Origin of the sequence: Billgrantia tianxiuensis (genome assembly GCF_009834345.1) — a bacterium.
GTDB classification, from domain to species: Bacteria; Pseudomonadota; Gammaproteobacteria; order Pseudomonadales; family Halomonadaceae; genus Halomonas; species Halomonas tianxiuensis.
Genome location: NZ_CP035042.1, coordinates 1,776,095 through 1,802,382 on the forward strand (window position 1 = coordinate 1,776,095; position 26,288 = coordinate 1,802,382).

Annotated in this window: 27 protein-coding genes, 1 other RNA gene and 1 pseudogene; 14 read left to right on the top strand and 15 right to left on the bottom strand. The window is 65.0% G+C overall.

The features are described from left to right. Positions 1 to 18: 18 nt before the first annotated feature. Positions 19 to 1,242: an ATP-grasp domain-containing protein gene (locus EKK97_RS08255; protein ID WP_159551013.1), complete on the bottom strand. Its 1,224-nt coding sequence runs from the start codon at positions 1,240 to 1,242 to the stop codon at positions 19 to 21. Positions 1,243 to 1,433: 191 nt separating this feature from the next. Here EKK97_RS08255 and ffs point away from each other — a divergent pair. Further along, positions 1,434 to 1,530, top strand: an RNA gene (ffs, locus tag EKK97_RS08260) — signal recognition particle sRNA small type. Between the two features lie 259 nt (positions 1,531 to 1,789). After that, positions 1,790 to 2,095 (top strand): hypothetical protein, encoded by a 306-nt coding sequence (locus tag EKK97_RS08265; protein WP_159551015.1) that lies wholly within the window; start codon positions 1,790 to 1,792, stop codon positions 2,093 to 2,095. 87 nt (positions 2,096 to 2,182) lie between these two features. Here the strand turns inward: EKK97_RS08265 and EKK97_RS08270 are convergent, their stop codons facing one another. From EKK97_RS08270 to EKK97_RS08310, 9 genes are all read right to left on the bottom strand, one after another. Further along, positions 2,183 to 2,983 carry an amino acid ABC transporter ATP-binding protein gene (locus EKK97_RS08270; protein ID WP_277987342.1) on the bottom strand — a complete coding sequence of 267 codons (801 nt, stop codon included), beginning with the start codon at positions 2,981 to 2,983 and terminating at the stop codon, positions 2,183 to 2,185. A 12-nt stretch (positions 2,984 to 2,995) separates the two neighbouring features. Further along, complete coding sequence (locus EKK97_RS08275) at positions 2,996 to 3,649, bottom strand: amino acid ABC transporter permease (RefSeq protein ID WP_159551017.1); 654 nt, start codon at positions 3,647 to 3,649, stop codon at positions 2,996 to 2,998. 17 nt (positions 3,650 to 3,666) lie between these two features. Beyond that, positions 3,667 to 4,323: an amino acid ABC transporter permease gene (locus tag EKK97_RS08280; protein WP_159551019.1), complete on the bottom strand. Its 657-nt coding sequence runs from the start codon at positions 4,321 to 4,323 to the stop codon at positions 3,667 to 3,669. Positions 4,324 to 4,397: 74 nt separating this feature from the next. Continuing rightward, positions 4,398 to 5,201: a transporter substrate-binding domain-containing protein gene (locus tag EKK97_RS08285; protein WP_234286416.1), complete on the bottom strand. Its 804-nt coding sequence runs from the start codon at positions 5,199 to 5,201 to the stop codon at positions 4,398 to 4,400. 189 nt (positions 5,202 to 5,390) lie between these two features. Then, complete coding sequence (locus EKK97_RS08290; protein WP_159551021.1) at positions 5,391 to 6,581, bottom strand: acetyl-CoA C-acyltransferase; 1,191 nt, start codon at positions 6,579 to 6,581, stop codon at positions 5,391 to 5,393. Then, a complete protein-coding gene (locus EKK97_RS08295) occupies positions 6,578 to 7,861 on the bottom strand; it encodes an ArgE/DapE family deacylase (RefSeq protein ID WP_159551023.1) in 1,284 nt (427 codons plus the stop codon). The genes EKK97_RS08290 and EKK97_RS08295 overlap by 4 nt, the downstream gene beginning before the upstream one ends. Beyond that, the gene (locus EKK97_RS08300) at positions 7,861 to 8,514 is read right to left on the bottom strand and encodes a 3-oxoacid CoA-transferase subunit B (protein WP_159551025.1); all 654 of its coding nucleotides are present in this window, start codon (positions 8,512 to 8,514) and stop codon (positions 7,861 to 7,863) included. Before EKK97_RS08300 ends, EKK97_RS08295 begins: the two co-directional genes overlap by 1 nt. Further along, positions 8,504 to 9,205, bottom strand: coding sequence for a CoA transferase subunit A (locus EKK97_RS08305; RefSeq protein ID WP_159551027.1), 702 nt, complete (start codon positions 9,203 to 9,205; stop codon positions 8,504 to 8,506). The genes EKK97_RS08300 and EKK97_RS08305 overlap by 11 nt, the downstream gene beginning before the upstream one ends. 24 nt (positions 9,206 to 9,229) lie before the next feature. Next, positions 9,230 to 10,579 (bottom strand): aminotransferase family protein, encoded by a 1,350-nt coding sequence (locus tag EKK97_RS08310; RefSeq protein ID WP_159551029.1) that lies wholly within the window; start codon positions 10,577 to 10,579, stop codon positions 9,230 to 9,232. Positions 10,580 to 10,701: 122 nt separating this feature from the next. Here EKK97_RS08310 and EKK97_RS08315 point away from each other — a divergent pair, with 122 nt between their 5' ends. Then, positions 10,702 to 11,640, top strand: a complete 939-nt coding sequence (locus EKK97_RS08315; protein ID WP_159551031.1) for a LysR family transcriptional regulator — start codon at positions 10,702 to 10,704, stop codon at positions 11,638 to 11,640. On the opposite strand, the gene EKK97_RS24460 is transcribed toward EKK97_RS08315, so the two are convergent. From EKK97_RS24460 to EKK97_RS08325, 4 genes are all read right to left on the bottom strand, one after another. Continuing rightward, the gene (locus EKK97_RS24460; RefSeq protein WP_236551403.1) at positions 11,637 to 12,155 is read right to left on the bottom strand and encodes a dehydroquinate synthase/iron-containing alcohol dehydrogenase family protein; all 519 of its coding nucleotides are present in this window, start codon (positions 12,153 to 12,155) and stop codon (positions 11,637 to 11,639) included. The two genes, EKK97_RS08315 and EKK97_RS24460, sit on opposite strands and share 4 nt — an antisense overlap. Next, positions 12,062 to 12,847 (bottom strand): iron-containing alcohol dehydrogenase, encoded by a 786-nt coding sequence (locus tag EKK97_RS24465; protein WP_236551404.1) that lies wholly within the window; start codon positions 12,845 to 12,847, stop codon positions 12,062 to 12,064. Before EKK97_RS24465 ends, EKK97_RS24460 begins: the two co-directional genes overlap by 94 nt. Positions 12,848 to 13,160: 313 nt before the next feature. Beyond that, complete coding sequence (locus EKK97_RS24470) at positions 13,161 to 13,412, bottom strand: hypothetical protein (RefSeq protein WP_236551405.1); 252 nt, start codon at positions 13,410 to 13,412, stop codon at positions 13,161 to 13,163. Then, the gene (locus EKK97_RS08325; RefSeq protein WP_236551406.1) at positions 13,409 to 14,446 is read right to left on the bottom strand and encodes an NAD(P)/FAD-dependent oxidoreductase; all 1,038 of its coding nucleotides are present in this window, start codon (positions 14,444 to 14,446) and stop codon (positions 13,409 to 13,411) included. The genes EKK97_RS24470 and EKK97_RS08325 overlap by 4 nt, the downstream gene beginning before the upstream one ends. A gap of 246 nt (positions 14,447 to 14,692) precedes the next feature. On the opposite strand from EKK97_RS08325, the gene dnaX reads away from it, so the two are divergent. From dnaX to EKK97_RS23695, 7 genes are all read left to right on the top strand, one after another. Beyond that, entirely contained in the window at positions 14,693 to 16,780 is a 2,088-nt protein-coding gene (gene dnaX / locus EKK97_RS08330; protein ID WP_159551033.1) for a DNA polymerase III subunit gamma/tau, read from the top strand. A gap of 39 nt (positions 16,781 to 16,819) precedes the next feature. Then, positions 16,820 to 17,146 carry a YbaB/EbfC family nucleoid-associated protein gene (locus tag EKK97_RS08335; protein ID WP_159551035.1) on the top strand — a complete coding sequence of 109 codons (327 nt, stop codon included), beginning with the start codon at positions 16,820 to 16,822 and terminating at the stop codon, positions 17,144 to 17,146. A 58-nt stretch (positions 17,147 to 17,204) separates the two neighbouring features. Then, positions 17,205 to 17,810, top strand: a complete 606-nt coding sequence (recR, locus tag EKK97_RS08340; RefSeq protein ID WP_159551037.1) for a recombination mediator RecR — start codon at positions 17,205 to 17,207, stop codon at positions 17,808 to 17,810. Positions 17,811 to 17,843: 33 nt separating this feature from the next. Then, positions 17,844 to 18,974 (top strand): ribonuclease D, encoded by a 1,131-nt coding sequence (gene rnd, locus EKK97_RS08345; RefSeq protein ID WP_159551039.1) that lies wholly within the window; start codon positions 17,844 to 17,846, stop codon positions 18,972 to 18,974. 11 nt (positions 18,975 to 18,985) lie between these two features. Then, positions 18,986 to 19,282, top strand: a complete 297-nt coding sequence (locus EKK97_RS08350) for a YcgL domain-containing protein (RefSeq protein ID WP_159555731.1) — start codon at positions 18,986 to 18,988, stop codon at positions 19,280 to 19,282. A 1-nt stretch (position 19,283) separates the two neighbouring features. Further along, a complete protein-coding gene (locus EKK97_RS08355) occupies positions 19,284 to 19,733 on the top strand; it encodes a YcgN family cysteine cluster protein (protein WP_159551041.1) in 450 nt (149 codons plus the stop codon). Positions 19,734 to 20,134: 401 nt separating this feature from the next. Beyond that, a complete protein-coding gene (locus EKK97_RS23695; protein ID WP_201297043.1) occupies positions 20,135 to 20,818 on the top strand; it encodes a hypothetical protein in 684 nt (227 codons plus the stop codon). A 54-nt stretch (positions 20,819 to 20,872) separates the two neighbouring features. Here EKK97_RS23695 and EKK97_RS08365 read toward each other — a convergent pair whose 3' ends face one another. After that, a complete protein-coding gene (locus EKK97_RS08365) occupies positions 20,873 to 22,963 on the bottom strand; it encodes a S9 family peptidase (protein WP_159551043.1) in 2,091 nt (696 codons plus the stop codon). Positions 22,964 to 23,046: 83 nt separating this feature from the next. On the opposite strand from EKK97_RS08365, the gene EKK97_RS08370 reads away from it, so the two are divergent. The 4 genes and pseudogenes from EKK97_RS08370 to EKK97_RS08385 all read left to right on the top strand — a co-directional run bounded on the left by EKK97_RS08370 (position 23,047) and on the right by EKK97_RS08385 (position 26,222). Continuing rightward, complete coding sequence (locus EKK97_RS08370) at positions 23,047 to 23,538, top strand: hypothetical protein (protein WP_159551045.1); 492 nt, start codon at positions 23,047 to 23,049, stop codon at positions 23,536 to 23,538. Positions 23,539 to 23,547: 9 nt separating this feature from the next. Next, the gene (locus EKK97_RS08375; RefSeq protein ID WP_159551047.1) at positions 23,548 to 24,201 is read left to right on the top strand and encodes a vWA domain-containing protein; all 654 of its coding nucleotides are present in this window, start codon (positions 23,548 to 23,550) and stop codon (positions 24,199 to 24,201) included. Further along, positions 24,156 to 25,400 carry a hypothetical protein gene (locus EKK97_RS08380; protein ID WP_159551060.1) on the top strand — a complete coding sequence of 415 codons (1,245 nt, stop codon included), beginning with the start codon at positions 24,156 to 24,158 and terminating at the stop codon, positions 25,398 to 25,400. Before EKK97_RS08375 ends, EKK97_RS08380 begins: the two co-directional genes overlap by 46 nt. Beyond that, a pseudogene (locus EKK97_RS08385) lies at positions 25,393 to 26,222 on the top strand (class II glutamine amidotransferase). The gene EKK97_RS08380 and the pseudogene EKK97_RS08385 overlap by 8 nt, the downstream one beginning before the upstream one ends. Positions 26,223 to 26,288: the final 66 nt, after the last annotated feature.

The following is a 26,288-nucleotide window of genomic DNA, read 5'->3' on the forward strand; positions in this document are numbered from 1 at the left end:
AGCCCCATGACGCCTTGATCAGACATAGAAATCAAGTTCCTCCATGTGCTTGAGCAGGTCCCTCAGTCGGTGCGGGTCCTCGCCCTTGAAGTAGATCAGCCCCCAGTGGGTACCGAAGGCGGTTCGCTTGGTGACGGTCTCTTCCAGCGGGGCCGTGAGTTCGTGCGACTCGAAGTACGGCTCGTCCTCGACCTCCTCGGGGATTTCCAGGCGGCTGACCACGCGGCGCCGGGGGTAGACGCCGAAGCAACCGGCGTAACACTTGGCATCCTCCACCTCCTTGGGGAAGAAGGCCGCGACCTCCTCTGGCGTGCTCTTGGGATCGAACACCAGCATGCTGGCCTGGTAGGCGTTGAAGCCATAGACCCGCTCGAGCAGCTCGAACACCTTGAAGCCCGGTGGGCGATAGGCGACTTCGCCGAAGTACATCTCGCCGTCGCTGGTAACGAAGTATTCCGGGTGGATCAGGCCGAAATCGATGTCGAACGCCTTGATCAGCTTTTCGATCTGGGCGGTGATCTGGGGGCGGTACTGCTCGAGTTCCGGCGAGGCGGGCACGAACACCGAATAGCCCAGGGTGACGTACTCCGAGATATTGAGAAAGGCGATCTTGCCGTTGTGGATCCATGCCTCCACGGCGAACTCCCAGCCGTCCAGGTGCGACTCCATCAGCACCGGGAACTCCTCGTCGGGGATGGTATCGACCTCGTCGGGGGTGCGGATCACCCGATGTCCCAGGCAACCGGCCTTGTCGAAAGCCTTGAGATGAATGGGGTCGTTGGGGTCGCCGTCGAGCTTGAGCAGGGTCTGGTTGACGCGCTTGAGGAAGCGGATGACGTCGCCTTTGTCATGGGCCTCCTCGAAGATGCCCACACGAATGCCGCCAAGCTGGGCGCGGCGCTTCATCAAGGCCTTGTCGCGCAGCAGCAGCGATTGTCCGTAAAGCCGTGGATTGTCGAGCAGCACCGAGTTGATGGCTCCGGCCCATTCGACGGTTTCCTCGAAGAGGGGAATCGCCACGTCCACTCCCATTTCCTGCAAGGTTTCGGCGATTTCCATGGATCGGTCGTTCAAGCGTTCGAAATTCCATGAGACATGGGGAATATCGTGCTTTTGGCAGTACTCTTCTGCCCATTCCGGTGCCACTACGATATAACGGCGATCGAAATTCTCGGCGGCCTCGATGGCGTTGAGGCTCCAGCCGAGCAGCGCGATATAGCCTTTGTCGGGATTCTTGTTCATGGGAACCTCCTTGGGCGGGTCGATCTCCTTGCCTTCTCGTTCTCTTCCTAACCCTAGTCGATATGCCGCCTCCCCACAGGACTGACGCCCCTTGCCGCCCTCCGGTGCCGCTGGTATAGTGCACCCGCACTCGGCAAGCCATTGATGCAACGCCGGGTTCGAAGCCGCAAGGCTTCGTGTCGTGGTGGCCTCGTCGGTCCTCCCGCAACGCTAAACCGCAAACCCCGCCAGGCCCGGAAGGGAGCAACGGTAGTGGTGGCCGCGTGTGCCGGGATGTGGCTGTCGGGGCCGCCTCCATTTCTGCCCCGAGTTTCCTCTTCCTTTCGGTTCGACGGCCCCTCGCCGCCATACTGCAACGCGGCTCCATCGTTGCCGCCACCGACTCGCTTGGCTTCAGCGGTATCGCCGGTTCCAGCCGACCTGGCTGGCGCGGATTGCGTTTGCCAGCGTCTTCGCAGGGCTATTTGCTTCTCGTGTTAGACCTTGGTCGATATCGACTTTGGTGTTAATATGCAGCGCAGCAAAACTCGTGAGAGAGGAGGCGCACATGCAGACCGACACCACGCCCAATGCCGGCATCCAGCGTAGCCTGCGCCAGTGCCTGTCGAACGCCGCTTTCCTGCTCTACCAGCAGGGGCATGTGCTGGAAACCATCACCATTCCTTTCCGCGGGCTCGATAGCCGCGCCCTGCGTCAGCTGCGCGAAGCCTCCCAGGAGTGGCATGCCTGCCAGCGTGTGCTGGAGAGCAGCGAGGCTGCCGTCTACAACGAGCAGGGTCGCTTCGTGCTGACCGCCATGGGTCGCGAACTGTTATTCGACATGTTCGGTCAAGGCGCGGCGGACTGCGCCTGAGTCGACAGCCCTCAGTCGGGCGGCAAGCTAATCCAGCAGCGGGGAGGCCATTGGCCTCCCCGCTGCCGTATGTGGCGCCGCGGCGGCTCAAGGGAGTGCTTGCGCCACGGCCTGGCTCGCCAGGTGCTTGCGCAGGAAGTTGCGGGTACGTTCCTGGTCGGGGTGCGCGAACAGGCGCTCGGGGGTGTTCTCCTCGACCACCACGCCTCCGTCCATGAACATGGCCCAGTCGGACACATCGCGTGCAAAGGCCATTTCGTGGGTGACGATGAGCATGGTCATGTGCTCTTCGGCCAAGCGCTTCATGACCTGGTTCACCTCTTCCACCAGCTCGGGGTCCAGCGCCGAGGTCGCTTCGTCGAACAGCATGACCTTGGGGCGCATGGCCAGGGCGCGGGCGATGGCGACGCGCTGCTTCTGTCCACCCGACAGGGAGCTGGGATAGGCGGAGGCCTTGTCCGCCAATCCCACTCTGTCCAGGAGTTCCATGCCCAGCTCCCGTGCGCTCCTGGCGTCCATCCCTTTCAGCTTTCTTGGTGCCAGCGTCACGTTATCCAGTGTCGAAAGGTGCGGGAACAGATTGAAGTGCTGAAACACCATGCCCATGTTCTGGCGGATATGGTTGATGTGCCGCTCGAAGGCCAGGCCTTTCAAGTCCGGCCGGTTGACCTGAACGCCATCCAGCAGAATGCTGCCCGCATCGATGACTTCCAGGTAGTTGATGGACCGAAGCAGCGTGCTTTTTCCCGATCCTGACGGGCCGATGATGGAGATGATCTTGCCGCGTTCGACCTTGAGATCGATACCCTTGAGCACCTCGAGATCACCGAACCGTTTCTTGACGCCCTTGAGCTCCACCATGGGAGTGTCTGTTGTTGCTGTTGTCATGTCAGGTCCTCTTTATCTGCGGGCAGCGGCACGACGTTCCACCCACGACTGGCCGGTTTCCATCAGAACGTTGATCAGGTAATAGATGACCGCGATGGTGATATAGAACTCGAAGGGGCGGAAGGACACGCTGATGGCATATTGCGATAGATAGACCAGTTCGGCGATGCCGATGGCGGAGAGCACCGAGATGTCCTTGACCATGATGATCATGTTGTTGCCGAGCTGGGGAATCGCACGATAGAACGCCTGCGGCAGAATGATGTAGAAGATCGTGGCGAGATGCCCGAAGCCAAGCGAACGCGAGGCTTCGTACTGGCCGTTCGAGACCGACTTGATGGTGGCGATGAAGATATCGGCGTTGTAGGCCATGTAGTGGAAGCCAAGGCCGAGGACGCCTACCGCGATGGCCGGTATCAGCACCCACTGCCCAATCCCGAAGTACAGGAAGTAGAGCTGGAGCAGCAGCGGGGTGGTCATGAATAGCCAGATCAGGAAGCGCAGCGGCCAGTTCACGGCCTTCCTCGTGTAGAGGGATATCACGGCGACGATCTGGCCACCAATGATCGAAAGGAGGGCAACCACCACGCCTATCAGGAGTGTGGCACCTACCCCCTTGATGAGGGTGGGGAAGTAGGTGATGACGGGACTGAAATCGAATTCCATGGTGACTTACTCGGGTTTTATAAATAGGTGTACCGCGTGGCGCGACGATAGAGGAACTCGACGATGCCCATCACCGCATAGATGATGACGATGTACATCAGGGCGCTCAGGGCAAAGACTTCCAGAGGCTTGTAGGTGGAGCCGATCAGGCGTTGTGCCTGATAGGTCAGTTCGACCACCGAGATGATGGAAACCAGCGAAGAGTTCTTGACCAGGATGATGGCGAGCACGCCAATGGAGCGAATCATCAATCCGGCCGATTGAGGCAGGATGATGTGCTGTAGCGTGGCGAAGCGGCCAAACCCCAACGACCGTGACGCTTCACTCTGTCCGCTGTCGACCGATTCGATGGCGCCCCGAATGGCCTCGCTCATGTAGGCGCCGATATTGAAAGCGCCGACCACCACGCCGCAGGTGAAAGGGTCCAGGCGCAGGCCGATCGCGGGCCCGCCATAGAAGACCAGCAGCAGCTGGACGAAATAGGGAGTGCCGCGAACGACACTGATGTAGGCGCGAGCCAGCCAGCGAATGGGGACATGCCGTGAGGTCCGCAGCGCCACCAGCGCCGAGGCGATGAAGAAACCGAAGAACAGGCCTCGAGCCGATATATCGATGGTTATCCAGGCCGCTTTCACCAGCAGCGGCGCTATCTCCATCATCAGGTTGATGTCCATGGTCCCCTTGACCTTTTGTTATGATATGGGCTTATCGGGCCAGCAGGGCTCGCGCCCCGCCGGCTCACTAACCTTCAGTCGAACTCGACCCCTTCGCCGATCCACTTATCGACGATTCCCTGGTAGGTGCCATCCGCCTTGATCTCGGCCAGTGCCATGTTGAGGGCTTCCTTCAGCTCCGGCGTGTTCTTCTGCACGGCGATGGCTGCAGGCCAACTGGGCAATTCGCCGACATCCACCTGCTTGATGGCAAGGTCCTGCTCATTGAGCGCCACGTAGACCGGGATGTCATCGGCGATCATGACGTCGATGCGGCCCGTGGTGAGTGCATTGAGCATGTCGGGCAGGCCCTGGAAGGTCTGGTTGCGCCATTTTCCTTCGCCATGTTCGGTCGCCCACTGGTTGCCTGTTTCGCCCAGGGTGGAACCGACGCGTTTGCCGGCGAAGTCATCGATGCCGTTGACGTCGTCGGTTTCCTCCCGAACCCAGACGGAGAGTCCCGAGCTGTAGTAGCTGTCAGTGAAATCGACGGCCCGTTCACGCTCTTCGGTCACGCTCATGCTGCAGATACAGGCGTCGAAACGGCCGCCGGCCAGGGCGGCGACGATGCCATTCCAGGGAGAGGTCTGGATATTGGTCTCGACACCCATCCTGTCGGCCAGGGCATTGGCGATATCCACATCGAAGCCGACCAGGTTTCCTGCCGTATCGACATAGCTGAAAGGGGGGTAAGCGCCGGAATTGGCAACCTGGAAAACGTCGCCCTGAATGTCTGGCAGGTCTCGCGCCTGGACCGGCAAGCTTGCCAGGGAAAAGGCGCCGAGCAATGTCATGGCCGCGAAAAAGGGACGATGAAACGGTTTGTTGTGATTCTTCATGTCGATTCCTGCCTCATTGTTGGTGTGTTTCTATGGGGTCGTAACGCGGTCGGCACCGCGTCATGCCACATGGATGCCTCAGGCTATCCCTACAGATCATCCGCATAGTTCATTCACGCAGGTCATCCACGCGGATCATCCATAAGATCGGCTTTTGCTGATTGAATATCTCCTTGTGTAGGTGGTTCGTCATAACCGCTCGAGGATCACGGCGATGCCTTGGCCGCCGCCCACACAGGCCGTGGCGCAACCGTAGCGACCGCCATGCTGGGCAAGGATGCGGGGCAGGGTACCGGCCAGGCGTATGCCGGTGGCGCCCAGCGGGTGGCCTAGGGCCAGGGCGCCGCCCCAGACGTTGACCTTGGCGGGATCGAGTCCGAGCTGTCGCATGGCGTGAAGCGGCACGGCAGCGAACGCCTCGTTGATCTCCCAGGCGTCGATCTGCTCCGGACACAGGCCGGCCTGGGCCAGTGCCTGCTGGGCGGCCGCAGCGGCTCCGGCGCCCATGGATTCCGGGGCCACGCCCACGTCGGCGAATGCCACGATGCGGGCCAACGGCCTGGCAGCATGGCGCTCGATGGCAGCGGCCGACATCAGCAGCGTGGCGGCGGCGCCCGAGGTCAGCGGCGAGCTGTTGCCGGCGGTGACCCGGCCGCCTTCGAGAAACACCGGGTCGAGCCCGGCGAGCCGTTCCGCGCTGGTGTCGGGGCGAATGTTGGCGTCGCGCGCTATCGTTTCACCGGCGGAGTTGGCCAATGCCAGGCGTTCGCCTTCGAAGTAGCCCTCGGCGTCGGCGCGGGCCGCGCGTTGGTGGGATTCGAGGGCGAAGGCGTCCATCTCGTTACGCGCGATGCCGGCCGACTCCGCCAGGCGCTCGGCGGTGAGCCCCATGTTCAGCGCCACGCCGAGTTCGAGCCAGGGAGCGTTCTGCAAGGTACCGGGGGTGGTTAATACGCCTTCCTTGAACAGCGTGGGGCCCATCGGCACGCGGGTCATGTTCTCGAAGCCTCCCGCCATGGCCACTTCCGCCGCGCCGGCCTGGATCTCGCGGGCGGCGCTGCGCAGGGCGGCCAGCCCCGAGCCGCACTGCTGGTCGATCTGGCGGCTGGCACACGCGCGGCCATGTGGGCCGAGCCGCTGTGACAGCCACAGCGGGTAGCGGCCGCCGAAGCTCCACTGCTCCTTGACCGGCAGCGCACAGCCGGCGCTGAGATCCTCCACCGCCTGTGGGTCGAGGCCGGTGCGCTCGAGTAGGGCGTCGATCACCTTGGCGAGCAGGGCGTCGCCACGGGTGTCGGCCCAGTCGTCCACCTCCGGCTTGCGTGGGTGGGCACGGGTGAAGGCGCTGCGGGCATAGTCGACGAGGTACGCTTCCTTCATGAACGATCTCCTGCGGCTCTGGCCATCTCCGCCCAGCGATGGATGAACAGCGCGTAGGTAGTCAGCACGTGACGGATCGAGCCGATCTCCACGCACTCGTCGACACCGTGGATGCGCTGGGCCACCGGCCCGTAGCAGGTACCGTTGATTCGCCCGCTGACGTGGAAGGCGCGCAGGTCGGTGGTGCAAGTGGAGAGATAGGTGGCCGGCGGCTCGCCGAGCAGATCCTGGTGGCAGCGCGAAAGCAGCTCGATGCCCGGCGCCTCGAGATCGACCAGATGGCCTTCGGAGCGGAAGCCGTGAAACTCCACCCGGGGCGCGGGACTGCCGTCGGCAAGTTCGGCGTGGCGCGCCGCGATGCACCGCCGCACGCGATCCATTACCGCGTCGGGTGTCATGCCCGGCGGGAAGCCCACGCGTCCCTCGAGGATGGCATGGGCGGGCACGCTGGAGGCCCAGTTGCCCCCCTCGATCTTGCCGATGCTGAGGTTGAAGGGGCTGTCGAGCGTATCGTAGGGTGCCTGGCGCGGCAGGCCGTTGATCTCGACCTCCAGCGCCTTGAAGGCCGGCAGGTACTCGACCAGGGTCTCGATGGCGTTGCGCCCGGCACGGGTGTCGAGCACATGGGCCGGCACGCCGTCCAGGCGCATGCGGAACCACAGCACACCGACCTGGCCGGCATAGATCCGGGCGCCGAAGGGCTCGGGAATCAGCACGAAGTCGCCGCTGTAGCCCTGGTGCAGACAGGCCAGGGCGCCGTTGCCGGTGCACTCCTCCTCGATCACCGTCTGCAGGGTCAGCGGGAAGTCGATGGTGATTCCGGCCTCGCGCACCGCCTGTACGGCCAGGGTCATGGCGGCGATCCCAGCCTTCATGTCGCCGGCGCCGCGACCATAGAGCCAGCCGTCCTTCTCCCACGGCTCCCAGGGCGGGCGGGTCCACATATCGTTGGGCTCGGCCGGCACCACGTCGAGGTGGCCGTTGAACACCAGGTGCGGCCCTGGGGCGTCGGCGTTGAGCCGGGCCACCAGGTTGTAGCGCCCCGCGCAGTCCCATTCGACGGGGGCTCGATGGGGGTGGTCGGCGAAGTCCGGGGCATCCAGCGATACCCGGGTGACCGGCAGATCGAGGCGTTCGAACCAGCCTTCCATGGTCTTGAGTGCATCGTGCTCCTCGCCCAGCACGCTGTAGCCGCGCACCAGGTCGCGGGTCAGCGCCAGGGTGTCGTCCATCAGCGCTTCGCAGCGCGCGACGATGCGTTTCTCGATGGCGCTCAGCATCAGAACCTCCCCAGTCGACGCTCGTCGACGATCAGCTCGGCCTCGGTGGCCTCGCGTAGCTCGGCCACGCTCAAGCCTTCGGCGATATCCACCACGGTGAGCCCTTGCGGCGTGACGTCGAGTACTGCCTTGTCGGTGACGATGCGTGACACGCAGCGCTCGGCGGTGAGCGGCAGGCGGCAGCGCTTGAGTATCTTGGGATTGCCGTGCTTGTCGTTGTGCGAGCACAGGATCACCAGGCGCCGGACCTTCTGCGCCAGCTCCATGGCGCCGCCGATGCCCGGCGAGAACTTGCCGGGGATCTTCCAGTTGGCCAGGTTGCCTAGCTCGTCGACCTCGAAGGCGCCCATGAAGGTGACGTCCACGCGGCTGCGGCGGATCATGGCGAAGGACATGGCGCTGTCGAACACGCTGGCGCCGGGGCGGGTGGCGATGTAGGCGCCGCCGGAGTCGATCATGTCCCAGTCCGGCGCCTCGTCCGGATGGCGTGGGCGACAGCCCAGCACGCCATTTTCGGAGTGCACCAGCACCTCCATCTCGTCGGGCAGGTAGTGGAACAGCTGCGTGGGCAGGCCAATGCCGAGGTTGACGATCTGCCCCGGGATCACCTCACGGGCGGCGCGAGCGAGGATGCGTTGCTGATCAGCCGACATGGACGCGCCTCCCTTGTTCGCTGGTGTCGCGGGCGACTTCCACTACCTGGCTGACGAAGGCGCAGGGAGTGTGGATCGCCTCGAGAATCAGGCTGCCGGGCTCGTCGACCCGGTAAGCCTGGGCAATGACGGTATCGGCGGCCATGGCCATCAGCGGGTTGAAGTTGCTGGCGGTGGCACGGTAGATCAGGTTGCCGTAGCGGTCGGCGCGCTCGGCGTGGACCAGGGCAAAATCGGCGTAGAGCGCCGGCTCGATGCCCCAGGTGCGGCCATCCAGCTCGATTTCGCGGCGCTTGCCGGCGATCTCGGTGCCCTGGCCGATGTCGGTGATAATGGCATGATGACCGGCGCCGGCGCTGCGGATCTTCTCGGCGAGAAGCCCCTGGGGGAACAGCTCCACCTCCAGCTCACCGCGGTTCATCGCCGCGATGGCATCGCGGTTGAGGCCGATGTGCGAGGTGATCAGGCGGCGTACCCGACCGGCCGCGATCAGCTTGCCGATGCCGATGCCCGGTTCGTTGGCGTCGTTCTTGATCAGGGTGAGGTCGCGTTGGCCCTGGGCCAGCAGCTCGTCGATCAGGGCGAAGGGCGTGCCCGGCGAGCCGAAGCCGCCGACCATGATCGAGGCGCCGTGCGGAATGGCGGCGATGGCCTCGTCGATGGCGCGATGTTTTCTATTGAGTAGCGTCATGAGGGTGCCTTTTCCATCTGGCGGTCAGGGTGTCGCGGCCTTGGCGGTCGAGGCGGTTACCTCGCGGTCGAAGCGCAGCATGGCGCGTTCGAGCCGTACCAGTAGCTCTGCGGTGTCGGCGGCATTGATGGTCAGCGGCGGGGTAACCAGGAAGTGGTCGCCGGCCACGCCGTTCAGCGTGCGCCGCGGGTAGATCAGCAGTCCTTCCTCCCTGGCCAGCGCCGTGATGCGAGCGAAGCGGTTCTGTTCGGCAGGGAAGGGGGCCTTGGTCGTTGCATCGGCGACCAGCTCCACGCCCCATAGCAGCCCCAGGCCGCGCACGTCGCCGACCCAGGGAAAGCGGGCCTTGAGCGCCTGCAGTCCCTCCTTCAATTCGTGGCCGCGGGCCGCCACGTTGTCGAGCACGTGCTCGCGCTGCATGGCATCGATAACCGCCAGCCCGGTGGCGCAGGCAAGCGGGTTGCCGGCATAGGTATGGCCGTGCTGGAAGCCGCCCGAGGCCATTACCGTCTCGACGATATCGGCACGCGACAGCACTGCCCCCACCGGGTAGTAGCCGGCACCGAGCCCCTTGGCGGTAGCCAGCAGGTCGGGCGTCACGCCGTAGTGCTGGTAGGCGAACCAGGCGCCGGTACGGCCGACGCCGGTCAGCACTTCATCGAGAATCAACAGGCAGCCGAACTCATCGCACAGCGCACGAATGCCTTCCAGGTAGCGCCGGTCGAGCAGGCGCGCGCCGGTGCTGGCACCGCCCACAGGTTCGAGTACGAAGGCGATGATCGTCTCGGGGCCGGCGGCCTCGATGGTGGCACGGGTCTCTTCCAGCACTCGTGTCACGTGCCAGGCGTCGTCGGCGTCGCCATGACGATAGAAGTCGGGGCCAGGCACCTTGAGCGACGCGGTGGTGATGTCGGCGAAGGGGGCTTCCAGCGGCTCGTAGCCGGTCACGCCCAGCGCCCCCAGGGTGCTGCCGTGATAGGAGGGGCGCAGCGAGACGAAGCGCTGGCGCTGCGGCTCGCCACTGGCGACGAAGTACTGGCGTGCCAGCTTGAGCGCCGACTCCACCGCCTCCGAGCCGCTGGAGACGAAGAACACCTTCTCCAGCTGACGATGGGTAAGGGTCACCAGGGTCTCGGCCAGGGCGACCGCGGGGGCGCTCTCGAACTGGGTGCGGTAGGTAAAGGCCACGCGGTCGAGCTGGGCGAGCATGGCATCGCGGATGTCGTCGCGGCCGTGACCCAGGTTGCAGGCAATGGCGCCGGAGCAGCCATCCAGGTACTGCTTGCCGGTATCGTCCCACAGGTAGACGCCCTTGGCGTGGCTGACCTCGGGCAGGGCAGGTCCTGCTTGATAGAAGAGCGGGGATGGGGCCATGGGTGCGCTCGTTATCGTCTCGTTATCGTTATGTGTCGGTGAACGGTTGTTCAGCAGTCTATGTAGCGAACGCCAAGTATTTCAATATATGATCTTTTTATTGAATTCGATGAGTTTTAGTCATGCCTGATGTCAATATCCACTCGCTCAAGGCGCTGGCGATCTTCAAGACCCTGTTCGAGGCCGGTACCGCCTCCCAGGCGGCGCGCACTCTGGGCATCACCCAATCGGGGGTGAGCCGCTCGCTGGCTCAGCTCGAGGAGAATCTGGGGATACAGCTGTTCCTGCGCGAGAAGAACCGCCTGGTGGCGACGCCCGAGGCACGCGAGCTCTACGATGAGATCCTGCGTCTGATGGGCAACATCGAGGAGCTGCGCCACAGCGTGCTGGCGCTCAAGGAGTTCGGTACCTCGCGGCTGCGCATTGCCGCGATACCCGGACTGTCATTCGGATTCGTGCCGCGGCTGGTGGCTGGGCTGTTGGAATACAACCGCAATTTCAGCGTCAGCCTCGACATGATGTCGAGTCATGAGGTGCAGCTTGCGGTGGAGTCAAGTCACGCCGATATCGGTTTTGTCACCCTGCCGATCACCTCGCGGGTGCTGCGAGTGGAGCCCTGGTTCACCACCGAGGCGGTGTGCCTGGTACCGCAGGGGCATGACCTGGCGGCGCTCGAGCGCATCGACGTGCAGGACTTGCGCGACCAGCATCTGGTCATCAGCAACCAGCCGAGCATTAGCACCAACCCGCTGCTCGAACTGGCCAGCCAGCACCGCGTGCGGATCGCCGGCAAGACGGAGGCCAACATCGGCACCATCACCGCCTTGGTGGCCAGCCATGTCGGCATCACGGTGATGAACCCGATCACCGCCCAGGATCAGCTTGCTCCCCGAGACGGCGTGGTGATGCGCCCCTTCTCGCCAGCCATGACCTTCAGCTTCGGCCTGATCTACCGTGATAACTGGAAACAGGCCAAGGTGCTCGACTTCCTGCGTGAGGAGGGGCGGGCGCTGTTGGCGCACTATCCCGCTACGGTGATTTCACCGGCCGGCGAGGACTAGAGTCGGCGTGTGAGTAGTGTGCCCAGCTCAGCATCGGTCAGCACCAGGGGATTGGTCTTCATGCTGCCGCCCCGAGCGCCGGCGACCACGCGTTCGATGTCGTCATGGTCCATTCCGTAGGCGCCGAGTCTCGGCATGTCGAGTCGATGGGTCCATTCGCGCAGCGTTTCGACCAGGGCATCGCAGGCATCGCCGTCGCTCAGTTCACGCTCGCCGCCGACCAGGCGGCCGACCTCGGCGTACTTGGCCAGGGCCGCTGCGTGCGGCTCGCGCTGGCGCAGCGCCGCGACGTTGACCTCGGTGGCCTCGGCGACCAGGGTGCCGCACACCGTGCCGTGGGGAATCGGGAAGAAGGCGCCCAGCGGCGAGGCCAGTCCGTGAACCGAGCCCAGGCCCGCCTGGGCCAGGGTCACCCCGGACATCAGCGAGGCGTAGGCGATCTGGCCGTAGCCTTGTTCGGCTCCGGGGTGATTCGCCTCCCAGGCCGACCAGAAGCCGCGACAGAACGCCTGCATGCCGGACCAGGCCAGGGCGTCGGTGGCGGGCTGGCATTGCGCGAGACGTAGGATTCGAGCAACTGGGTGAAGGCATCCATGCCGTTGGCGGCGATCTGCGCCTTGGGGCACCCCGCCAGTAGCTCCGGGTCGACCAGCGCCACGGCAGCGACCAACCGCTCATCGCGGAACGACTTCTTGAACCCGTCGGCGCCCTGCACGCTGAGCACGGCGTTCTTGGTCGCCTCGCTGCCGGTACCGGCGGTGGTGGGCACGGCGATCAGCGGTACCGCCGGGCCGCGGTAGGGCAGGCCGCGGCCGACGCCTTCCAGGTGATCCATCACCGAATTGCCGGGACGCAGCAGGCCGGCCACCGCCTTGGCCGCATCCAGCACGCTGCCGCCGCCGATGGCGACCACGACGTCGATGGCGTGTGCCCGATGTTCGGCGACGATGGCATCCACCCGCTGCGGCGAGGGTTCGCCCTCGACGGTGACGTGCCGCCAGCTCGTACCCTGCGCCTCGAGGGCCGTGACCAGTTCGCTCCAGCGCGGCGATTCGACGAAGGAGCGCCTGCCGGTGACCACCAGCACGCTCGTGCCGTAGTCGGCGATCAGCCCCGGCAGCAGCCTGAGGCTGCCGGCACTGAAGCGGATGTCCGGCAGGCGGGCAATACGGAAGGCGTCGATACGTTCGGGAAAGGAAGCTGTCATGGCCGGCCCGCTATTCTAGTTGTTGGATGATGCCGAAGCTTTGTCTGAAAAATCGGCGAGCGAAGGAAAGGGCTAGGCCCGTTCCCTACGGGCCAACGCACTTCCCACATCCCTGTGGGTCGCAAGGCAAAATTCAGCGACAAATCGGCAGGAAAGCCGATTTGGGCAGCTCCGCTGCTCGAAGAGCGAGCGACATGGATGTCGCGAGTCTGAAGACGGAGTTTACTGGTGTAAATGAGTATTTTGATCGGACTCGCGCACGAGCTGAATTTTAACGCAGTATGGCCAAGTGCAGCCATTTTTCAGGCATAGCTCAGCGCCAGCGCTCGAGGAGCTGGTAATACCACATGCCGATGGCCAGCAACGGATTGCCCAGGGCGTCGCCGAACGGCACCTTGAGGTGGCGACAGGCGGCGAAGGTGTCGAACTCCTCCATGTGGCCGGCGATCGCCTTGGCCATGATCTCGCCGACGATGTGCGAGGTCGCCACGCCATGGCCCGAATAGCCCTGGGCGTAATAGACCTGGTCGGAAAGCTTGCCGAGCATCGGGATGCGATTGATCACGATGCCCGCCATGCCCTGCCAGGCGTAGTCGATCGGCGTACCGCGAGCTGGGGAAAGGTCGCCTCCAGGCGCGGGCGCAGCTCGGCGGCGATGTCGGGAGAGTCCTTGCCGGAGTAGTTGGCGCCGCCACCGAACAGCAGCCGGCCGTCGGCGGTGAGGCGATAGTAGTCGAGCACGAAGCGGCAGTCGTACACGGCCAGGTCCTGCGGATTGATCGCTTCGGCCAGTCCACCCAGCGGCGCGGTGGTGACGATGCCCAGCGAGGCCGGGAACAAGCGACCGCCAAGGCGGCGGCGCTCCAGCCGGTGATAGGCGTTTCCCGCCAGCAGCACCCGCTCGGCGCGTACCGCACCGTTGGCGGTGACGACCCTGGGGGAGGGGCCGTGTTCGATCCGCTCCACCGGTGAGTCTTCGAAGATCAGCGCGCCCAGCCGTTCGGCCACACGCACCTCGCCCAGGCACAGGTTGAGCGGGTGCAGGTGCAGGTTGTAGCGATTGAGCAGCCCGCCATGATAGCGCTCGGTGCGGATGACGTCGCGGATCTGATGCGTATCGAGCAGCTCGACATGCTCGCCCATGCCGCGCGCCTGGCAGGCGTGGAAATCGGCTCGCAGCGTCTCCATGTGGGAGGGCTTCCAGGCCGCCTGGAGATGCCCCTGCTTGAGATCGCAGGGAATCGCGTACTTCTCGACTCGTTCGCGGATGATACGCTGGCCGCGCCAGCGCAGGTTCCAGACGAAATCGTCGGCGGCCTCGCCCAGGGTGCGTCGCATCTGCTTGCGCATGGCGGCTTCGCCCGAGAGACTGCCGGTGACCTGGCCGCCATTGCGTCCGCTGGCACCCCAGCCGATCTTGTTGGCCTCGATGATGGCCACCCGGTAGCCGCGCTCGGCCAATTCCACCGCCGTGGCCACCCCGGTGAAGCCGCCGCCGACGATGGCGACATCCACCGTCTGCTCGCCTTGCAGCCGAGGATAATCCGACTCCTGATGGATCGTGGCGGTATAGTAGGAAGCGCAGCGCGGCTTGGCCATGGTGACTCCAAGGGTCGTCGAAAATACTCAACGCATGCTAGCACAGCCTCGCCGCTGGGCACGTGCCGATGCGGCGTCTCAGCCACGCTGCGGGGATTTCCGCGAAGGGTGAACTTTGCGCCTCCGGCCTCAGCCGGTAGAATGAGGGTTTTCGCGTTCGGCTCGTCACCGGACTTCTCGCCGGGGCGAAGCAGGCCCTGCTCCGACCGGCTGCCCGCCAGCCCCGCTGCAAGGAATTCTGCTGCAATGAGCTATCAGGTTCTGGCCCGCAAGTGGCGGCCGCGTACGTTTCATGAACTGGTCGGTCAGGAACACGTTCAGCGTGCGCTGGTGAACGCCCTTGACCAAGGGCGTTTGCACCATGCCTACCTGTTCACCGGCACACGTGGCGTCGGCAAGACTACGTTGGCAAGAATACTTGCCAAGTGCCTCAATTGTACCGCCAAGAGCCATGGCGATGATGGCGTCACCTCCACGCCCTGCGGTCAATGCGACAGCTGCCGTGCCATCGACGAGGGACGCTTCGTCGATCTCATCGAGGTCGACGCCGCCTCGCGTACCAAGGTGGAGGATACCCGCGAGCTGCTCGACAACGTGCAGTACGCCCCCACCCAAGGGCGCTACAAGGTGTACCTCATCGACGAGGTGCACATGCTCTCCACCAGCAGCTTCAACGCGCTGCTCAAGACGCTGGAAGAGCCGCCGCCGCATGTGAAGTTCCTGCTTGCCACCACCGACCCGCAGAAGCTTCCCGCCACGGTGCTGTCGCGCTGCCTGCAGTTCACGCTCAAGAACATGCCGCCGGAGCGCATCGTCACCCATCTGGCCAAGGTGCTCGAAGCCGAGGGCATCGGTTTCGAGGAGAGTGCGCTGTGGCTGCTGGGACGGGCTGCCGACGGCTCCATGCGCGATGCCATGAGCCTGACCGACCAGGCGATTGCCTTCGGCCAGGGGCAGGTCCGCCATGCCGATGTCGCCGCCATGCTCGGTACCCTGGACCACCGCCACGTGCTGGCGCTGGTCGAAGCCCTGGCCGATATCGACGCCCCTCGGCTGCTGGCCGAGATCGCCCAATTGGCCGAGCAGGGGCCGGACTTTGCCGCTGTGCTCGACGACATGACCGCCGTACTGCACCGGCTGGCGGTGGCACAGATGGTGCCGGACGCCGTGGACAACGCTCATGGCGATCGCGAGACGATACTGGCATTGGCCTCGCGCTTCACCGCCGAGGACGTCCAGCTCTACTACCAGATCGGCATCCAGGGGCGCGGTGACATGACCCACGCGCCCGACCTGCGCACGGCACTGGAAATGACGCTGCTGCGCATGCTGGCCTTCCGTCCTCAGGGGGTGCCTCAGCCGGCCAGGACGCCCCTGCCGCTGTGTGGAGCGGGTGGCGATGGTACGCCTGCCGCACCCGCGGGCGGTGAGGGCACACCACCGGCCGCTGCCAGCCGCGACGACAACCCGGCATCCACCGATTCGAGTCAGCCGCCTGAACCTGAACCGCCGTCCGGGCCGGCTCCTGTAGCGAGCGCGCCGCAAGCTCGGGTCGAGGCCGACGCGTTGCCGGAGCCGCCTCCGCCCTGGGAAGAGCTGCCAGTCGAGATGGCGGCGCCGCTGGGCGAGGCCTCGCCGGCACCGGCCGAGCCTCAGCTCCAGGCCCAGACCCAGCCTGAGCCCCAGCCGGAAGCGGCGCCTCCATCCATGGAGGAGCGTTTCCCCCAGCCGCCTGCCGACGAGCCGGCTCCCGCACCGCACGATGCTCCCCTACACGGACATGCTCCCCGACACGCACCCATACAAGAGATGGCGGTGGCGACGGAAGAGAGCGACACTGCCGTTCTCGAGGCGCCCGAGCGCCCGAGCGATGCTCCAGCGGTGAAGCCCGAGGCGCAGGCCGCTACAGCCGAGGCGGCGAGCGGTGAGCGCTTCAGCCACGACCGCTGGCTGGACAGCTTCGATGCGCTGGGCCTGGGAGGGCTGACACGCAACCTCGCGGCACACTGCGTGGTCGAAGCCGATGACGGCAACCGGCTGACACTGCGCCTGGACCCGTCGCAGGAGGCCATGAACGCCGAGATCCACGTGCGCCGCGTACAGGAGGCACTGGCGGGCATCGGAATTGCGCGGCAGCTCGTTATCGAGCCGGGGGCGTTGCCCACGCAGGTGGAAACGCCTCGTCAGCGGGCCGATCGAATTGCCGCGGAGCGCCATGCCGAGGCGGTGGCCGCCCTGCACCGCGATCCCCACGTCAAGCAATTGCAGGAAACCTTTGGGGCGCGCCTGATCGAATCGACCGTCAAGCCGGCTGACCTCGCGCCAAGGGCCTGACACCCGACAGTCTTACACTGCCAAGTGAGAGGAACGACCATGATGAAAGGTGGAATGGGCAACCTGATGAAGCAGGCCCAGGAAATGCAGCAGAAGATGCAGCGCGTCCAGGAGGAGATCGCCAAGGCCGAAGTGGTCGGCGAGGCTGGTGCCGGCATGATCAAGGTCACCATGAACGGCCGCCACGACGTGAGCAAGGTGGACATCGACCCCAGCGTCATGGAAGAGGACAAGGAACTGCTCGAGGACCTGCTGGCTGCGGCGGTCAACGATGCCGTGCGCAAGGTCGAGGCCAACTCGCGGGAGAAGATGGAGGAGGCCACGGCGGGGCTCAACTTGCCGCCCGGTTTCAAGATGCCCTTCTGATTCGCCCGAACCGGCTGCGCTCGGCCATGCGGCGTCAACCCTCCTCTAGAGGTATCGAATGAGCTTTTCCCCCCTCGTCGAGAGACTGATGGAATCGCTGCGGGTCCTGCCGGGCGTGGGCCCGAAGACTGCGCAGCGCATGGCCATGCACCTGCTCGAGCGTGACCGCGACGGTGGTCGTCGCCTGGCCGCCGTGCTCGAGCAGGCCATCGACCAGGTCGGTTATTGCCGGCGTTGCCGCACCCTCACCGAGGAGGAGGTCTGTGCCTTGTGCACCAGCGCCCGGCGCGACGACAGCCTGCTGTGCGTGGTAGAGTCGCCGGCCGATCAGCTGGCCATCGAGGAGGCGGGCGGTTACCGTGGCCGCTATTTCGTGCTGCACGGCCACCTGTCGCCCTTGGACGGTATCGGTCCCGAGGACATCGGCCTCGATCAGCTCGAGGCGCGCATCGCCGAGGGGGGCATCAGCGAGGTGATCCTGGCCACCAACCCCACCGTGGAGGGCGAGGCCACGGCGCACTACATCGCTGCTCAGCTGTCGCCCCACGGCGTGACGCTTTCACGGCTGGCCTACGGCGTGCCCATGGGCGGCGAACTCGAATATGTCGACGGCGGCACTCTCAGCCGTGCCTTCAACGGGCGGTTGCCGTTTCGTGGCGATTGATGCCGCGGCTTACCCTACCTGCTGGATGAATGCATGACCCTGACCCCCGAGATACGCTGGATCGACACGCCCGAGGCGCTGGATGCCGCCTGTAACGAAGTGGCCCAGGCCGAGGTGATCGCACTGGACACCGAGTTCTTTCGCGAGAAGACCTTCCATCCGGTTCCGGCCCTGATCCAGTTCTCGGCCGGCGGCCCGGCCTGGCTGGTCGATCCCCAGGCGGTCGATTGTACCGAGGCCTTTCGTCGGCTGCTCGCCGGAGGGGCGCTCAAGCTGCTGCACGCCAGCAGCGAGGATCTCGAAGTGCTGGCCCATTGGGCCGGCGTGTCGGTCGCCCCGCTGGTGGATACGCAAGTGGCCCAGGCGCTGCTGGGCGAGGATCCTGCCATGGGCTACCAGCGCCTGGTGGAGCACTGGACCGGGGAGACGCTGCCCAAGGACGAGACCCGCTCCGACTGGTTGCAGCGTCCGCTGAGCGAGGCCCAGTGCCTCTACGCGGCACTCGACGTGGTGTTTCTGCTCAAGGTCTGGGAGCACCAGCGCGATGCGTTGGATCGATATGGGCGGCGGGAATGGCTTGAGGCCGACTGCCGCGAATTGATGGCCCAGGCGCTGCGCAGCGACGAGGCGGACGGCCAGTGGTACCGCCGCCACCGCCAGCTATGGCGGCTCGCACCTCGTCAGATCGAGGCCTACCGATTGCTGACCACCTGGCGCGAGGGCGAAGCCCGCCGACGCAACCTGCCGCGGGGTTGGCTGGTCAACGACCGAGTGCTGTACGGCGTTGCCGAGCGCATGCCGGAGAATCGCTATCAGCTCGCCGAAGTCGAAGAGATCAAGCCCAGCCTGATCAAGCGGGATGGCGACACCTTGCTGGCGCTGGTCAAGCGCGCCCGGCAGTGCGACGACGCGGAACTGCCGCCGTCGCTGCCGTCGCCCATGGGAGCGGATTACAAGCGGCGCATGAAGGTGCTCAAGCGAGTGGTGAACGAATTTGCCGAACGCCTGGGGCTGGCGCCGGAAGTGCTGATGCGTAGGCGCGACCTGGAAGCGCTGATCGCTGCCGACCTGGCCGGCGAGCCGTTGCCGTTGCCGGAGGGATGGCGCGGCGAGTGCCTTGCGGTCCCGCTCAGGCAGGCATTGGAAGAGGAGGTGGCCCAGTGACGGATGATCGAATGCAAGGTGACAAGATGCTGTGCGAGATATTCAGGAGCTCGCGCAAGGAGGAGATGTATCTCTACGTGGACAAGCGCCAAGGGCTTGCCGAGGTGCCCGCGGTGCTGCTCGAGCGTTTTGGCAAGCCGGTTTCGGTCATGACCCTGATCCTCTCACCGGACAAAACACTGGCCCGGGCCAAGGCGAGCGACGTGATGGCCGCCATCCGCGAGAAGGGGTTCTATCTCCAGTTGCCTCCGGCCAAAGAGGAGTATTTGCTCGATCTTTACCGGACGCCTACGGAATCACGTTACTGATATGCGAGAACGTTTCTGGGAGCGCTTCGATCTCGAGGAACTCACCACTGAGGAGTGGGAAGCGCTTTGCGACGGCTGCGGCCAGTGCTGTCTGCTCAAGTTCCAGGACGACGACAGTGGCGATCTCGCCGTGCTTGGCGTGGCCTGCGAGCTGCTGGACATCGGTAGCTGCCGCTGCAGCGACTACCCCAATCGTCAGGCTCGGGTGCCTGACTGCGCCCAGCTCACCCCACAACGCATCGAGGAGTTCCGCTGGCTACCGAAATCCTGCGCCTATCGCCGTGTGGCGGAGGGGCGTCGATTGGCCGGCTGGCATCCGCTGATCTGCGGCGACTCCGAGCGCGTTCATCGCAAGGGCATCAGCGTGCGGAGCTTCGCTGTCTCCCGGCGGGACGTGCCCGAGGAAGAGCTCGAAGACTACATCATTGCCATTCTGCCTATTGATGGTTGATCCCTCCAAGGTCTGAGCGGGCCTGATGCGGTTCAGCCTCGGCTTGAGCCGTTGGCTTTCGCTCTTGCATCAGCCGCCTGATGCGCGATTTTCACCCTAGCTGCTGATGGTCATTTTCCCCATTCCCCATGATGCTGAGTGTTGCCCTATGTAACTTTGTGTTGCGATCAGGGGCAATGCAAACGGCCTGACTGCCTATGCAAGCGGATGGAGGGGATCATGAAACGGGTATGGATGACAACGGCAGGGCTGGCGTTAGGCGCGGCGATGTCTGCTGGCGCCTGGGCACAGTCGCAGATATGGAATGAGGCGCTCAGTGACGAGGAGATGGCTGCACGCTGGCATGCACTGTTCAGCGAAGGGGCCGTGCTGAGCGATGAAGAGCTCGATGAACTGTTGAAATGGCTGCCGCCAACCGGTGCCGGTTTGGGCCTGGGGGCGGGACTGGATGGCTCCAGGGGGGAGAGGGTGGTGGTCTCGCCCGTACCGGACGCACCTCACCGCCCAACGACGGCGGTGGTGGCGGCGGTGACAATGGTGGTGGCGGCAACAACGGCGGAGGCGGCAACAACGGCGGAGGCGGCGACAACGGCGGGGGTGGCAACAACGGCGGGGGCGGCAACAACGGCGGGGGCGGCGACAGCGGCGGCGGTGGCGGCGGTGGCGGCGGTGGCGGCGGTGGCGGCGGTGGCGGCGACAGCGGCGGTGGTAATGGTGGTAGTGGTGGCGGCGGTTCCGGGGGTGGTGATAGCGGCGGTTCCGGGGGTGGTGATAGCGGCGGTTCCGGGGGTGGTGATAGCGGCGGTTCCGGGGGTGGTGATAGCGGCGGTTCCGGTGGCGGTGGTGATAGCGGCGGCTCCGGCGGTGGTGGTGATAGCGGCGGCTCCGGCGGTGGTGGTGATAGCGGCGGCTCCGGCGGTGGTGGTGATAGCGGCGGCTCCGGCGGCGGTGGTGATAGCGGTGGCTCCGGTGGTGGAAGCAGCGGCGGCTCCGGTGGTGGAAGCAGCGGCGGCGGGTCCGGAGGCGGCAGCAGCGGCGGATCCGGTGGGGGCAGTGGCGGCGGTGCCGGAGGCGGCAACGCCTGAGCGAGCTACAACCATGAACAGATCCGGCCCGGTCCGGATCTGTTCATGTCGTGTTCAAGGCTCCTTGTCGGCGAGTCCCAGCGCCCACAGGATGAAAGCGTCCTGGCGGGCGTTGTCGTACCAGGCCTTGAAACGGCCAGAAGCGCCACCGTGCCCGGCTGCCATGTCGGTACGCAGCAGAATCGGGCCGCGCGCAGTCCCCATCTCGGTCAGCCGCGCATAGAGCTTGGCCGGCTCCCAATAGGGAACCCGTGAGTCGTGCCAGCTGCCCTGGAGAAATAGGGTGGGATAAGGCTGGGGGGCCAGGTTGTCCAGCGGCGAGTAGGCACGGATGCGTTTGCGTGTGTCCGGCTCGTCGGGGTTGCCCCACTCTGTATACTCGGCCGTGGTCAGCGGTAGGTCGGGATTCTCCATGGTGCGCAGTACGTCGACGAAAGGCACGTCGAGCACGGCGGCACAAAAGGCTTCCGGCGCCAGGTTGAGGCTGGCGCCAACCAGTAGTCCACCTGCGCTGGCGCCATAGGCGGCGATGCGCTCTCCATCGCTGAAACCCTGCTCGACGAGCGCATTGCGCGCGGCGAGAAAGTCGCGAAAGCTGTTCTCCTTGTGTTCGAGCTTGCCGGCCAGGTACCACGGCTCGCCCCGGTCTCCACCGCCGCGTACGTGGGCGACGGCGAAGGCGACGCCGCGTGCGAGCAGCTCGAGCCTGGCGACCGAGAACCACGGGTCCAGTACCTCCCCATAGGCGCCGTAACCATAGAGCAGGGTGGGCAATGGATGGCCGGCCAGGTCGGCGCGCATCACCACCGAAACCGGGATTCGTTCACCATCGTGGGCGCGCGCCCAGAGTCGTTCGCAGCACAGATGCTCCGGCTGCAAGTTGCCGTGGATCGGCTGTGACTTCAGCACCTGGCGTTCGCCGCTATCGAGATCGTGCTCGAGCCAGCGGACCGGCATCACGAAGGACTCCTCGCGCAGACGCAGGCGGCGACTGTCGAAATGGGGCACGTCGCCGAGCATCACGCTGCAGGGCGACTCCGGCAACGGCAGTCGCTCGTCGCGGCTGGTGCCATGGCGATCGTCGAGCTCGACAATGCGTATCCGAACCTGGGCCTCGTGATGATCGCGCTCGGTAATGGCCAGCCCCCAGTCGAAGGCCTCGACGTCTTCGAGCGTGGTGTCGTCACGATGCGCGATCAATGGCTCCCATGGGCCATTGAGATCATCTTCGTCGACCACGTCCAGACAAAAGTGCGGTGCGCCGTGGTTGTGCAAGACATAAAAGTGGCCGGGGCGATGCTCCAGGCCGTATTCCACACCCTTCTCCCTGGGGCGAAAGCAGCGCGGTGGCTGTTCCGGCGTCATCGCCGGCAGCAGGTAACACTCACTGGTATCCTTCGAAGCACTCTCCAGTACCAGCCACTGGCGCGAGCGGGTCTTGCCCAGGCCCAGCCAGAACTCGGGGTCGTCCTCGCTCAGCACCAGCACGGGTTCGCCAGCCTGGCCGTCGTCGAGCGGCAGGCGCCAGATGCTGTCGGGGCGCTGGGTGGCATCGTAGCGGGTGAACAACAGCGTCGTGTTGTCTTCCGCCCAGGTCAGTTCCGGGCCGATCTCATCGAGCAGCCGGCGTGGCTCACCATCCGGCAGCGACTTGAGATAGAGTGCAAAACGCTCGTCCCCACTGGTATCTTCGGTCCAGGCCAGCCAACGCTCGTCCGGCGATAGCGCCATGTCTCCCAGCTCGAGATAGTGTTCCGCCGCTGCGCGCGCCTCAAGGTCGAGAAAGACGCTCGTTTCCTCCGCGCTGCCATTGGGATGACGCCACCACACCGGATAGTCGGCGTCGGCTGCCGTTTCGCTCCAGTAGGTGAAGCGATCGAGCGCGGTACGCAGCCCGTGGACTGCCAGCTCGCGACGCGCGAGGTGGCCATGATAGAGCCGCTCGACCAGGCTCTCGAGAGGCCGCATCCAGAGTTGGGACTCCTCGTTGGCCGCTTCGAGAAAGGCCTGGACCTGAGCGTCGTCGCGGTCTTCCAGCCAGTGCCACTCGGGGTCGTCGGCGCGACGGAACCGTTCGACCGGCGAAGGCGAGGGCTCGGAGCGGGACGCAGTGGGAGAGGAGTGATGTGGCGGCTGTGCTTTCATTGGGGCGCGTGTACCATACTCAAGGTGACTTTCCATACTGTACGATCCGTCATTGCGGGCCGTAATGCGAGAATGAGGTATCGATGCTGACATCCGATTCGATGTCCCTACTATGGCTGACCTATCTAGGTTTGTCGCTGGTCGTGCTGGTGACTGGCTACCTGGGCTTGGCCTTCCTGCCGCGCATGTTTCGCTTGCCGATCACCTGGGCGGTAGCAGGCATCCTGTGGATGCCGACTCGCTTTCGTCTGCCGCTGGTGGAAGAGGGGGAATTCTACACTGGCATGGCGCCGGCGGTGGTGGTGGCGGCCGTCGCGTTCCTCGAGCGCAATGCTTCGGGGCTGGTTTCATCGGGACTGCTGGTGGCGGCGGGCGCCATGCTCGGGGTCGCCATAGGCATCTTGCAGGCGTGGTGGTTCCAGGGAGGCCCCACGTCCACTACGACCGGGCAGAGGAAGCCGCAAGGCAAACAAAACCAGGACAACCAGAAGCAGAACGATAACAGCAGGCGCCAACGCCACGGTAGCAGGCAGCCGCCGTCGCCGAGCAAGCGCCGGGAGCCGAAGATCGGCTAGGGAGCCCCGATGGGGAGGGAGTGGAACAAGGTATGGCACTGGCTGGCTGGGCTGGCCGGTAGCCTGATCATCTCGAGTCATTTGATGGCGGCGCCGATCGAAGCGACGCCAGAGGTGCGGGTTATCGTCGACGTTTCCGGCAGCATGCGTCACAACGATCCCGATCAGCTCGCCGCCGAGGCGCTCGAGCTGTTGGTGGCACTGATGCCCAGCGGGGCCAGGGCCGGCGTGTGGACTTTTGGCGAGCGGGTGGCCAACCCGCTGCCGCTGGGGCCGGTCAACATGGAGTGGCGGGATCGTGCCCGGGCGCTGGCTCCGCGACTGGTCGACTATCAACAGTACACCGACATCGAGTCCGCTCTCTACGAGGCTGCCGTGGCCGAACCGGTCGAACGCCAGCGACATCTGCTGTTGTTCACCGATGGCAAGATCGACCTGCCTGCCTGGCGCGGTCGCAAGCCGAACATTGACCAGGCATCGCGCGCAGCGCTGCTCGAAGAGCATGGCCCCTGGCTGGCCGAGGAGGGAGTGGTGGTGCATGCCATTGCCTTCTCCGACGAAGCTGACCTGGAACTGGTGGAGCGCCTTTCGCAGTTGACCGGGGGCTCTCGTCCAAGGTGGCGACTCCCGAAGCGCTGCTGGGTGCCTTTCTCGCTATCGTAGATCGCATCTTTCCCACCGACCGGGCTCCCATCACCGATCAGCGCTTTGTCATCGAGCCGGGCCTGCGTGGCTTCACGGCGCTGCTGTTTCGTGGCGAGGAGGCCCCCGAGCTGGTGGCGCCGGATGGCAGCCGTTATTCCGCCGAGGCGCCCCCCGAAGGCGCCGAGTGGCGTAGCGAGTCCCGTTACGACCTCGTCCATGTGCCCAACCCACAGCCGGGCCAGTGGCGGGTGGAAGGTGCGCCGGGACAGGATAGCCGGATCACTGTCGAATCCCCGCTCAGCTTACAGTTAGCGGGGGTGCCGGATACGTTCTACCTGGGGTTCGATGTGCCGGTAGAGGCCTGGCTCGCCCGTGAGGGAGAGCCGGTCGGAACAGAGGCCCTGCCTGCGCATCTGCGGTTGACGGCGGAATTGCATGACGAGTCGGGCTCGGTCCAGTCGACTGTGGTGCTTCGGCAGCAAGAGGAGCGCTTCGTCGGCCGGCTGCCGGTGCCGGCTCTGGGCGGCACCGCCCAGTTCGTCGTGCGCGCAGAAGGACAGGGATTCCGGCGCCAGCGGGTTCAGCCCGTCAACGTGCTGCCGGCGATAAGTGCACGCCATGACGAAGCCAATCAGCAAGTGCTGCTGAGCGCCGAACATCCGTTGCTCGACCGTGACAATACCCGCCTCCATGGTCAGTTGCAGGGGGCTCATCTCGATGCCGAGGCAGTGGCGGAACGGCGCTGGAGCATGGCCTTGCCCGAGCTGGACACGGCACTCAGCGTGCCGTTGGTCCTGCGTGCCGAAGTGACTCTGGAAGGAGAGACCCGCGAGCTGATCCTGCCACGGCTACTGTTGTTCCCGTCGGTGGCGACGGCGATCGATCAGGTGGATGCCAGCCCAGCCCTGGACGTGGTGCGCTTCCACGAGGAGCTGGCACCGGTGCGCGAGCCACGCGCGACCCAGCGGACGCCATTGCCGGAGCCGGTCGAGCGTATCGTGAGACGCGTGCAGGAATTGCCTGGAGCGGCGCAGGAGCGCTGGCGGGAGTGGCGCCCCATGCTGGCCAAGCCCCTCGAGGACGCCGTGCGCGATCCGCGCCAGAGCTGGCTGCTGCTGGTTGCCGGCATCCTGGCAGTGGGGCTGGTGCTGTTGGCGCTATGGCGAATCGCGCTGAGGCGTCGGCGCGGCGGAGTCCGGGAGGAGCCCCATGTGTGAGCTGTTAGGCATGAGCGCCAACGTGCCTACCGATATCTGCTTCAGCTTTACCGGCTTCCTGCATCGCGGTGGCGGTACCGGCCCCCACGGCGATGGCTGGGGCATCGCCTTCTACGAGGCGGGTGGCTACCGTGACTTTCGCGATCCTCACCCCTCGGTGCGTTCGCCCATTGCGCGGCTGATCTCCGATTATCCGATCAAGTCGCATATCGTCATCAGCCATATCCGGCAGGCCAACGTAGGCGAAGTGCGGCTGGCCAACACTCATCCCTTCACGCGTGAGATGTGGGGGCGAACCTGGTGCTATGCCCACAATGGGCAGTTGCAGGAGTGGCAGACATTGCCGCTGCGCTTCTACCGACCGGTCGGCGATACCGACAGCGAACATGCCTTCTGCTGGCTGCTGGCCACCCTGCGCGAGCACTACCCGAGGCGCCGGCACTCGACCCCTGTAATACGGCGCTGGTCGAGCGGCACCAGGCGCTCTGGCAACTGCTGCATGAGCTGTGCGAAACGCTACGCGCCAAGGGCGTCTTCAACCTGCTCCTGGCCGATGGCGAGTTCCTCTATACCTATTGCTCCACCAAGCTGGCCCACATCACCCGTCGGGCACCATTCGGCAGCGCGGAACTCTCCGATGCCGAGCTGACAGTCAATTTCGCCGAACACACCACCCCTGACGACATCGTTTCGGTAATCACTACCGAGCCGTTGACCTGCAACGAAGCCTGGGCTCGCATGCAGCCCGGCGAGCTGTTGGTATGGCGCCATGGCCGTATCGTGGCTCGATTTCATGCCGGCTCGCATTTCGCCTCGGCATGAGGCTTCCTGTACCGCGCGACTTGCCTTTCTGGGCTTCATTGCCCAGCTTTATAGCTAATATTCTCG

Excerpts from the sequence above, each read along its gene's own strand:
- EKK97_RS08255 (WP_159551013.1), bottom strand. The coding sequence starts at position 1,242 with ATGAACAAGAATCCCGACAAAGGCTATATCGCGCTGCTCGGCTGGAGC.
- EKK97_RS08265 (WP_159551015.1), top strand. The coding sequence starts at position 1,790 with ATGCAGACCGACACCACGCCCAATGCCGGCATCCAGCGTAGCCTGCGC.
- EKK97_RS08270 (WP_277987342.1), bottom strand. The coding sequence starts at position 2,983 with ATGACAACAGCAACAACAGACACTCCCATGGTGGAGCTCAAGGGCGTC.
- EKK97_RS08275 (WP_159551017.1), bottom strand. The coding sequence starts at position 3,649 with ATGGAATTCGATTTCAGTCCCGTCATCACCTACTTCCCCACCCTCATC.
- EKK97_RS08280 (WP_159551019.1), bottom strand. The coding sequence starts at position 4,323 with ATGGACATCAACCTGATGATGGAGATAGCGCCGCTGCTGGTGAAAGCG.
- EKK97_RS08285 (WP_234286416.1), bottom strand. The coding sequence starts at position 5,201 with ATGAAGAATCACAACAAACCGTTTCATCGTCCCTTTTTCGCGGCCATG.
- EKK97_RS08290 (WP_159551021.1), bottom strand. The coding sequence starts at position 6,581 with ATGAAGGAAGCGTACCTCGTCGACTATGCCCGCAGCGCCTTCACCCGT.
- EKK97_RS08295 (WP_159551023.1), bottom strand. The coding sequence starts at position 7,861 with ATGCTGAGCGCCATCGAGAAACGCATCGTCGCGCGCTGCGAAGCGCTG.
- EKK97_RS08300 (WP_159551025.1), bottom strand. The coding sequence starts at position 8,514 with ATGTCGGCTGATCAGCAACGCATCCTCGCTCGCGCCGCCCGTGAGGTG.
- EKK97_RS08305 (WP_159551027.1), bottom strand. The coding sequence starts at position 9,205 with ATGACGCTACTCAATAGAAAACATCGCGCCATCGACGAGGCCATCGCC.
- EKK97_RS08310 (WP_159551029.1), bottom strand. The coding sequence starts at position 10,579 with ATGGCCCCATCCCCGCTCTTCTATCAAGCAGGACCTGCCCTGCCCGAG.
- EKK97_RS08315 (WP_159551031.1), top strand. The coding sequence starts at position 10,702 with ATGCCTGATGTCAATATCCACTCGCTCAAGGCGCTGGCGATCTTCAAG.
- EKK97_RS24460 (WP_236551403.1), bottom strand. The coding sequence starts at position 12,155 with ATGCAGGCGTTCTGTCGCGGCTTCTGGTCGGCCTGGGAGGCGAATCAC.
- EKK97_RS24465 (WP_236551404.1), bottom strand. The coding sequence starts at position 12,847 with ATGACAGCTTCCTTTCCCGAACGTATCGACGCCTTCCGTATTGCCCGC.
- EKK97_RS08325 (WP_236551406.1), bottom strand. The coding sequence starts at position 14,446 with ATGGCCAAGCCGCGCTGCGCTTCCTACTATACCGCCACGATCCATCAG.
- dnaX (WP_159551033.1), top strand. The coding sequence starts at position 14,693 with ATGAGCTATCAGGTTCTGGCCCGCAAGTGGCGGCCGCGTACGTTTCAT.
- EKK97_RS08335 (WP_159551035.1), top strand. The coding sequence starts at position 16,820 with ATGATGAAAGGTGGAATGGGCAACCTGATGAAGCAGGCCCAGGAAATG.
- recR (WP_159551037.1), top strand. The coding sequence starts at position 17,205 with ATGAGCTTTTCCCCCCTCGTCGAGAGACTGATGGAATCGCTGCGGGTC.
- rnd (WP_159551039.1), top strand. The coding sequence starts at position 17,844 with ATGACCCTGACCCCCGAGATACGCTGGATCGACACGCCCGAGGCGCTG.
- EKK97_RS08350 (WP_159555731.1), top strand. The coding sequence starts at position 18,986 with ATGCAAGGTGACAAGATGCTGTGCGAGATATTCAGGAGCTCGCGCAAG.
- EKK97_RS08355 (WP_159551041.1), top strand. The coding sequence starts at position 19,284 with ATGCGAGAACGTTTCTGGGAGCGCTTCGATCTCGAGGAACTCACCACT.
- EKK97_RS23695 (WP_201297043.1), top strand. The coding sequence starts at position 20,135 with ATGGCTGCCGCCAACCGGTGCCGGTTTGGGCCTGGGGGCGGGACTGGA.
- EKK97_RS08365 (WP_159551043.1), bottom strand. The coding sequence starts at position 22,963 with ATGAAAGCACAGCCGCCACATCACTCCTCTCCCACTGCGTCCCGCTCC.
- EKK97_RS08370 (WP_159551045.1), top strand. The coding sequence starts at position 23,047 with ATGCTGACATCCGATTCGATGTCCCTACTATGGCTGACCTATCTAGGT.
- EKK97_RS08375 (WP_159551047.1), top strand. The coding sequence starts at position 23,548 with ATGGGGAGGGAGTGGAACAAGGTATGGCACTGGCTGGCTGGGCTGGCC.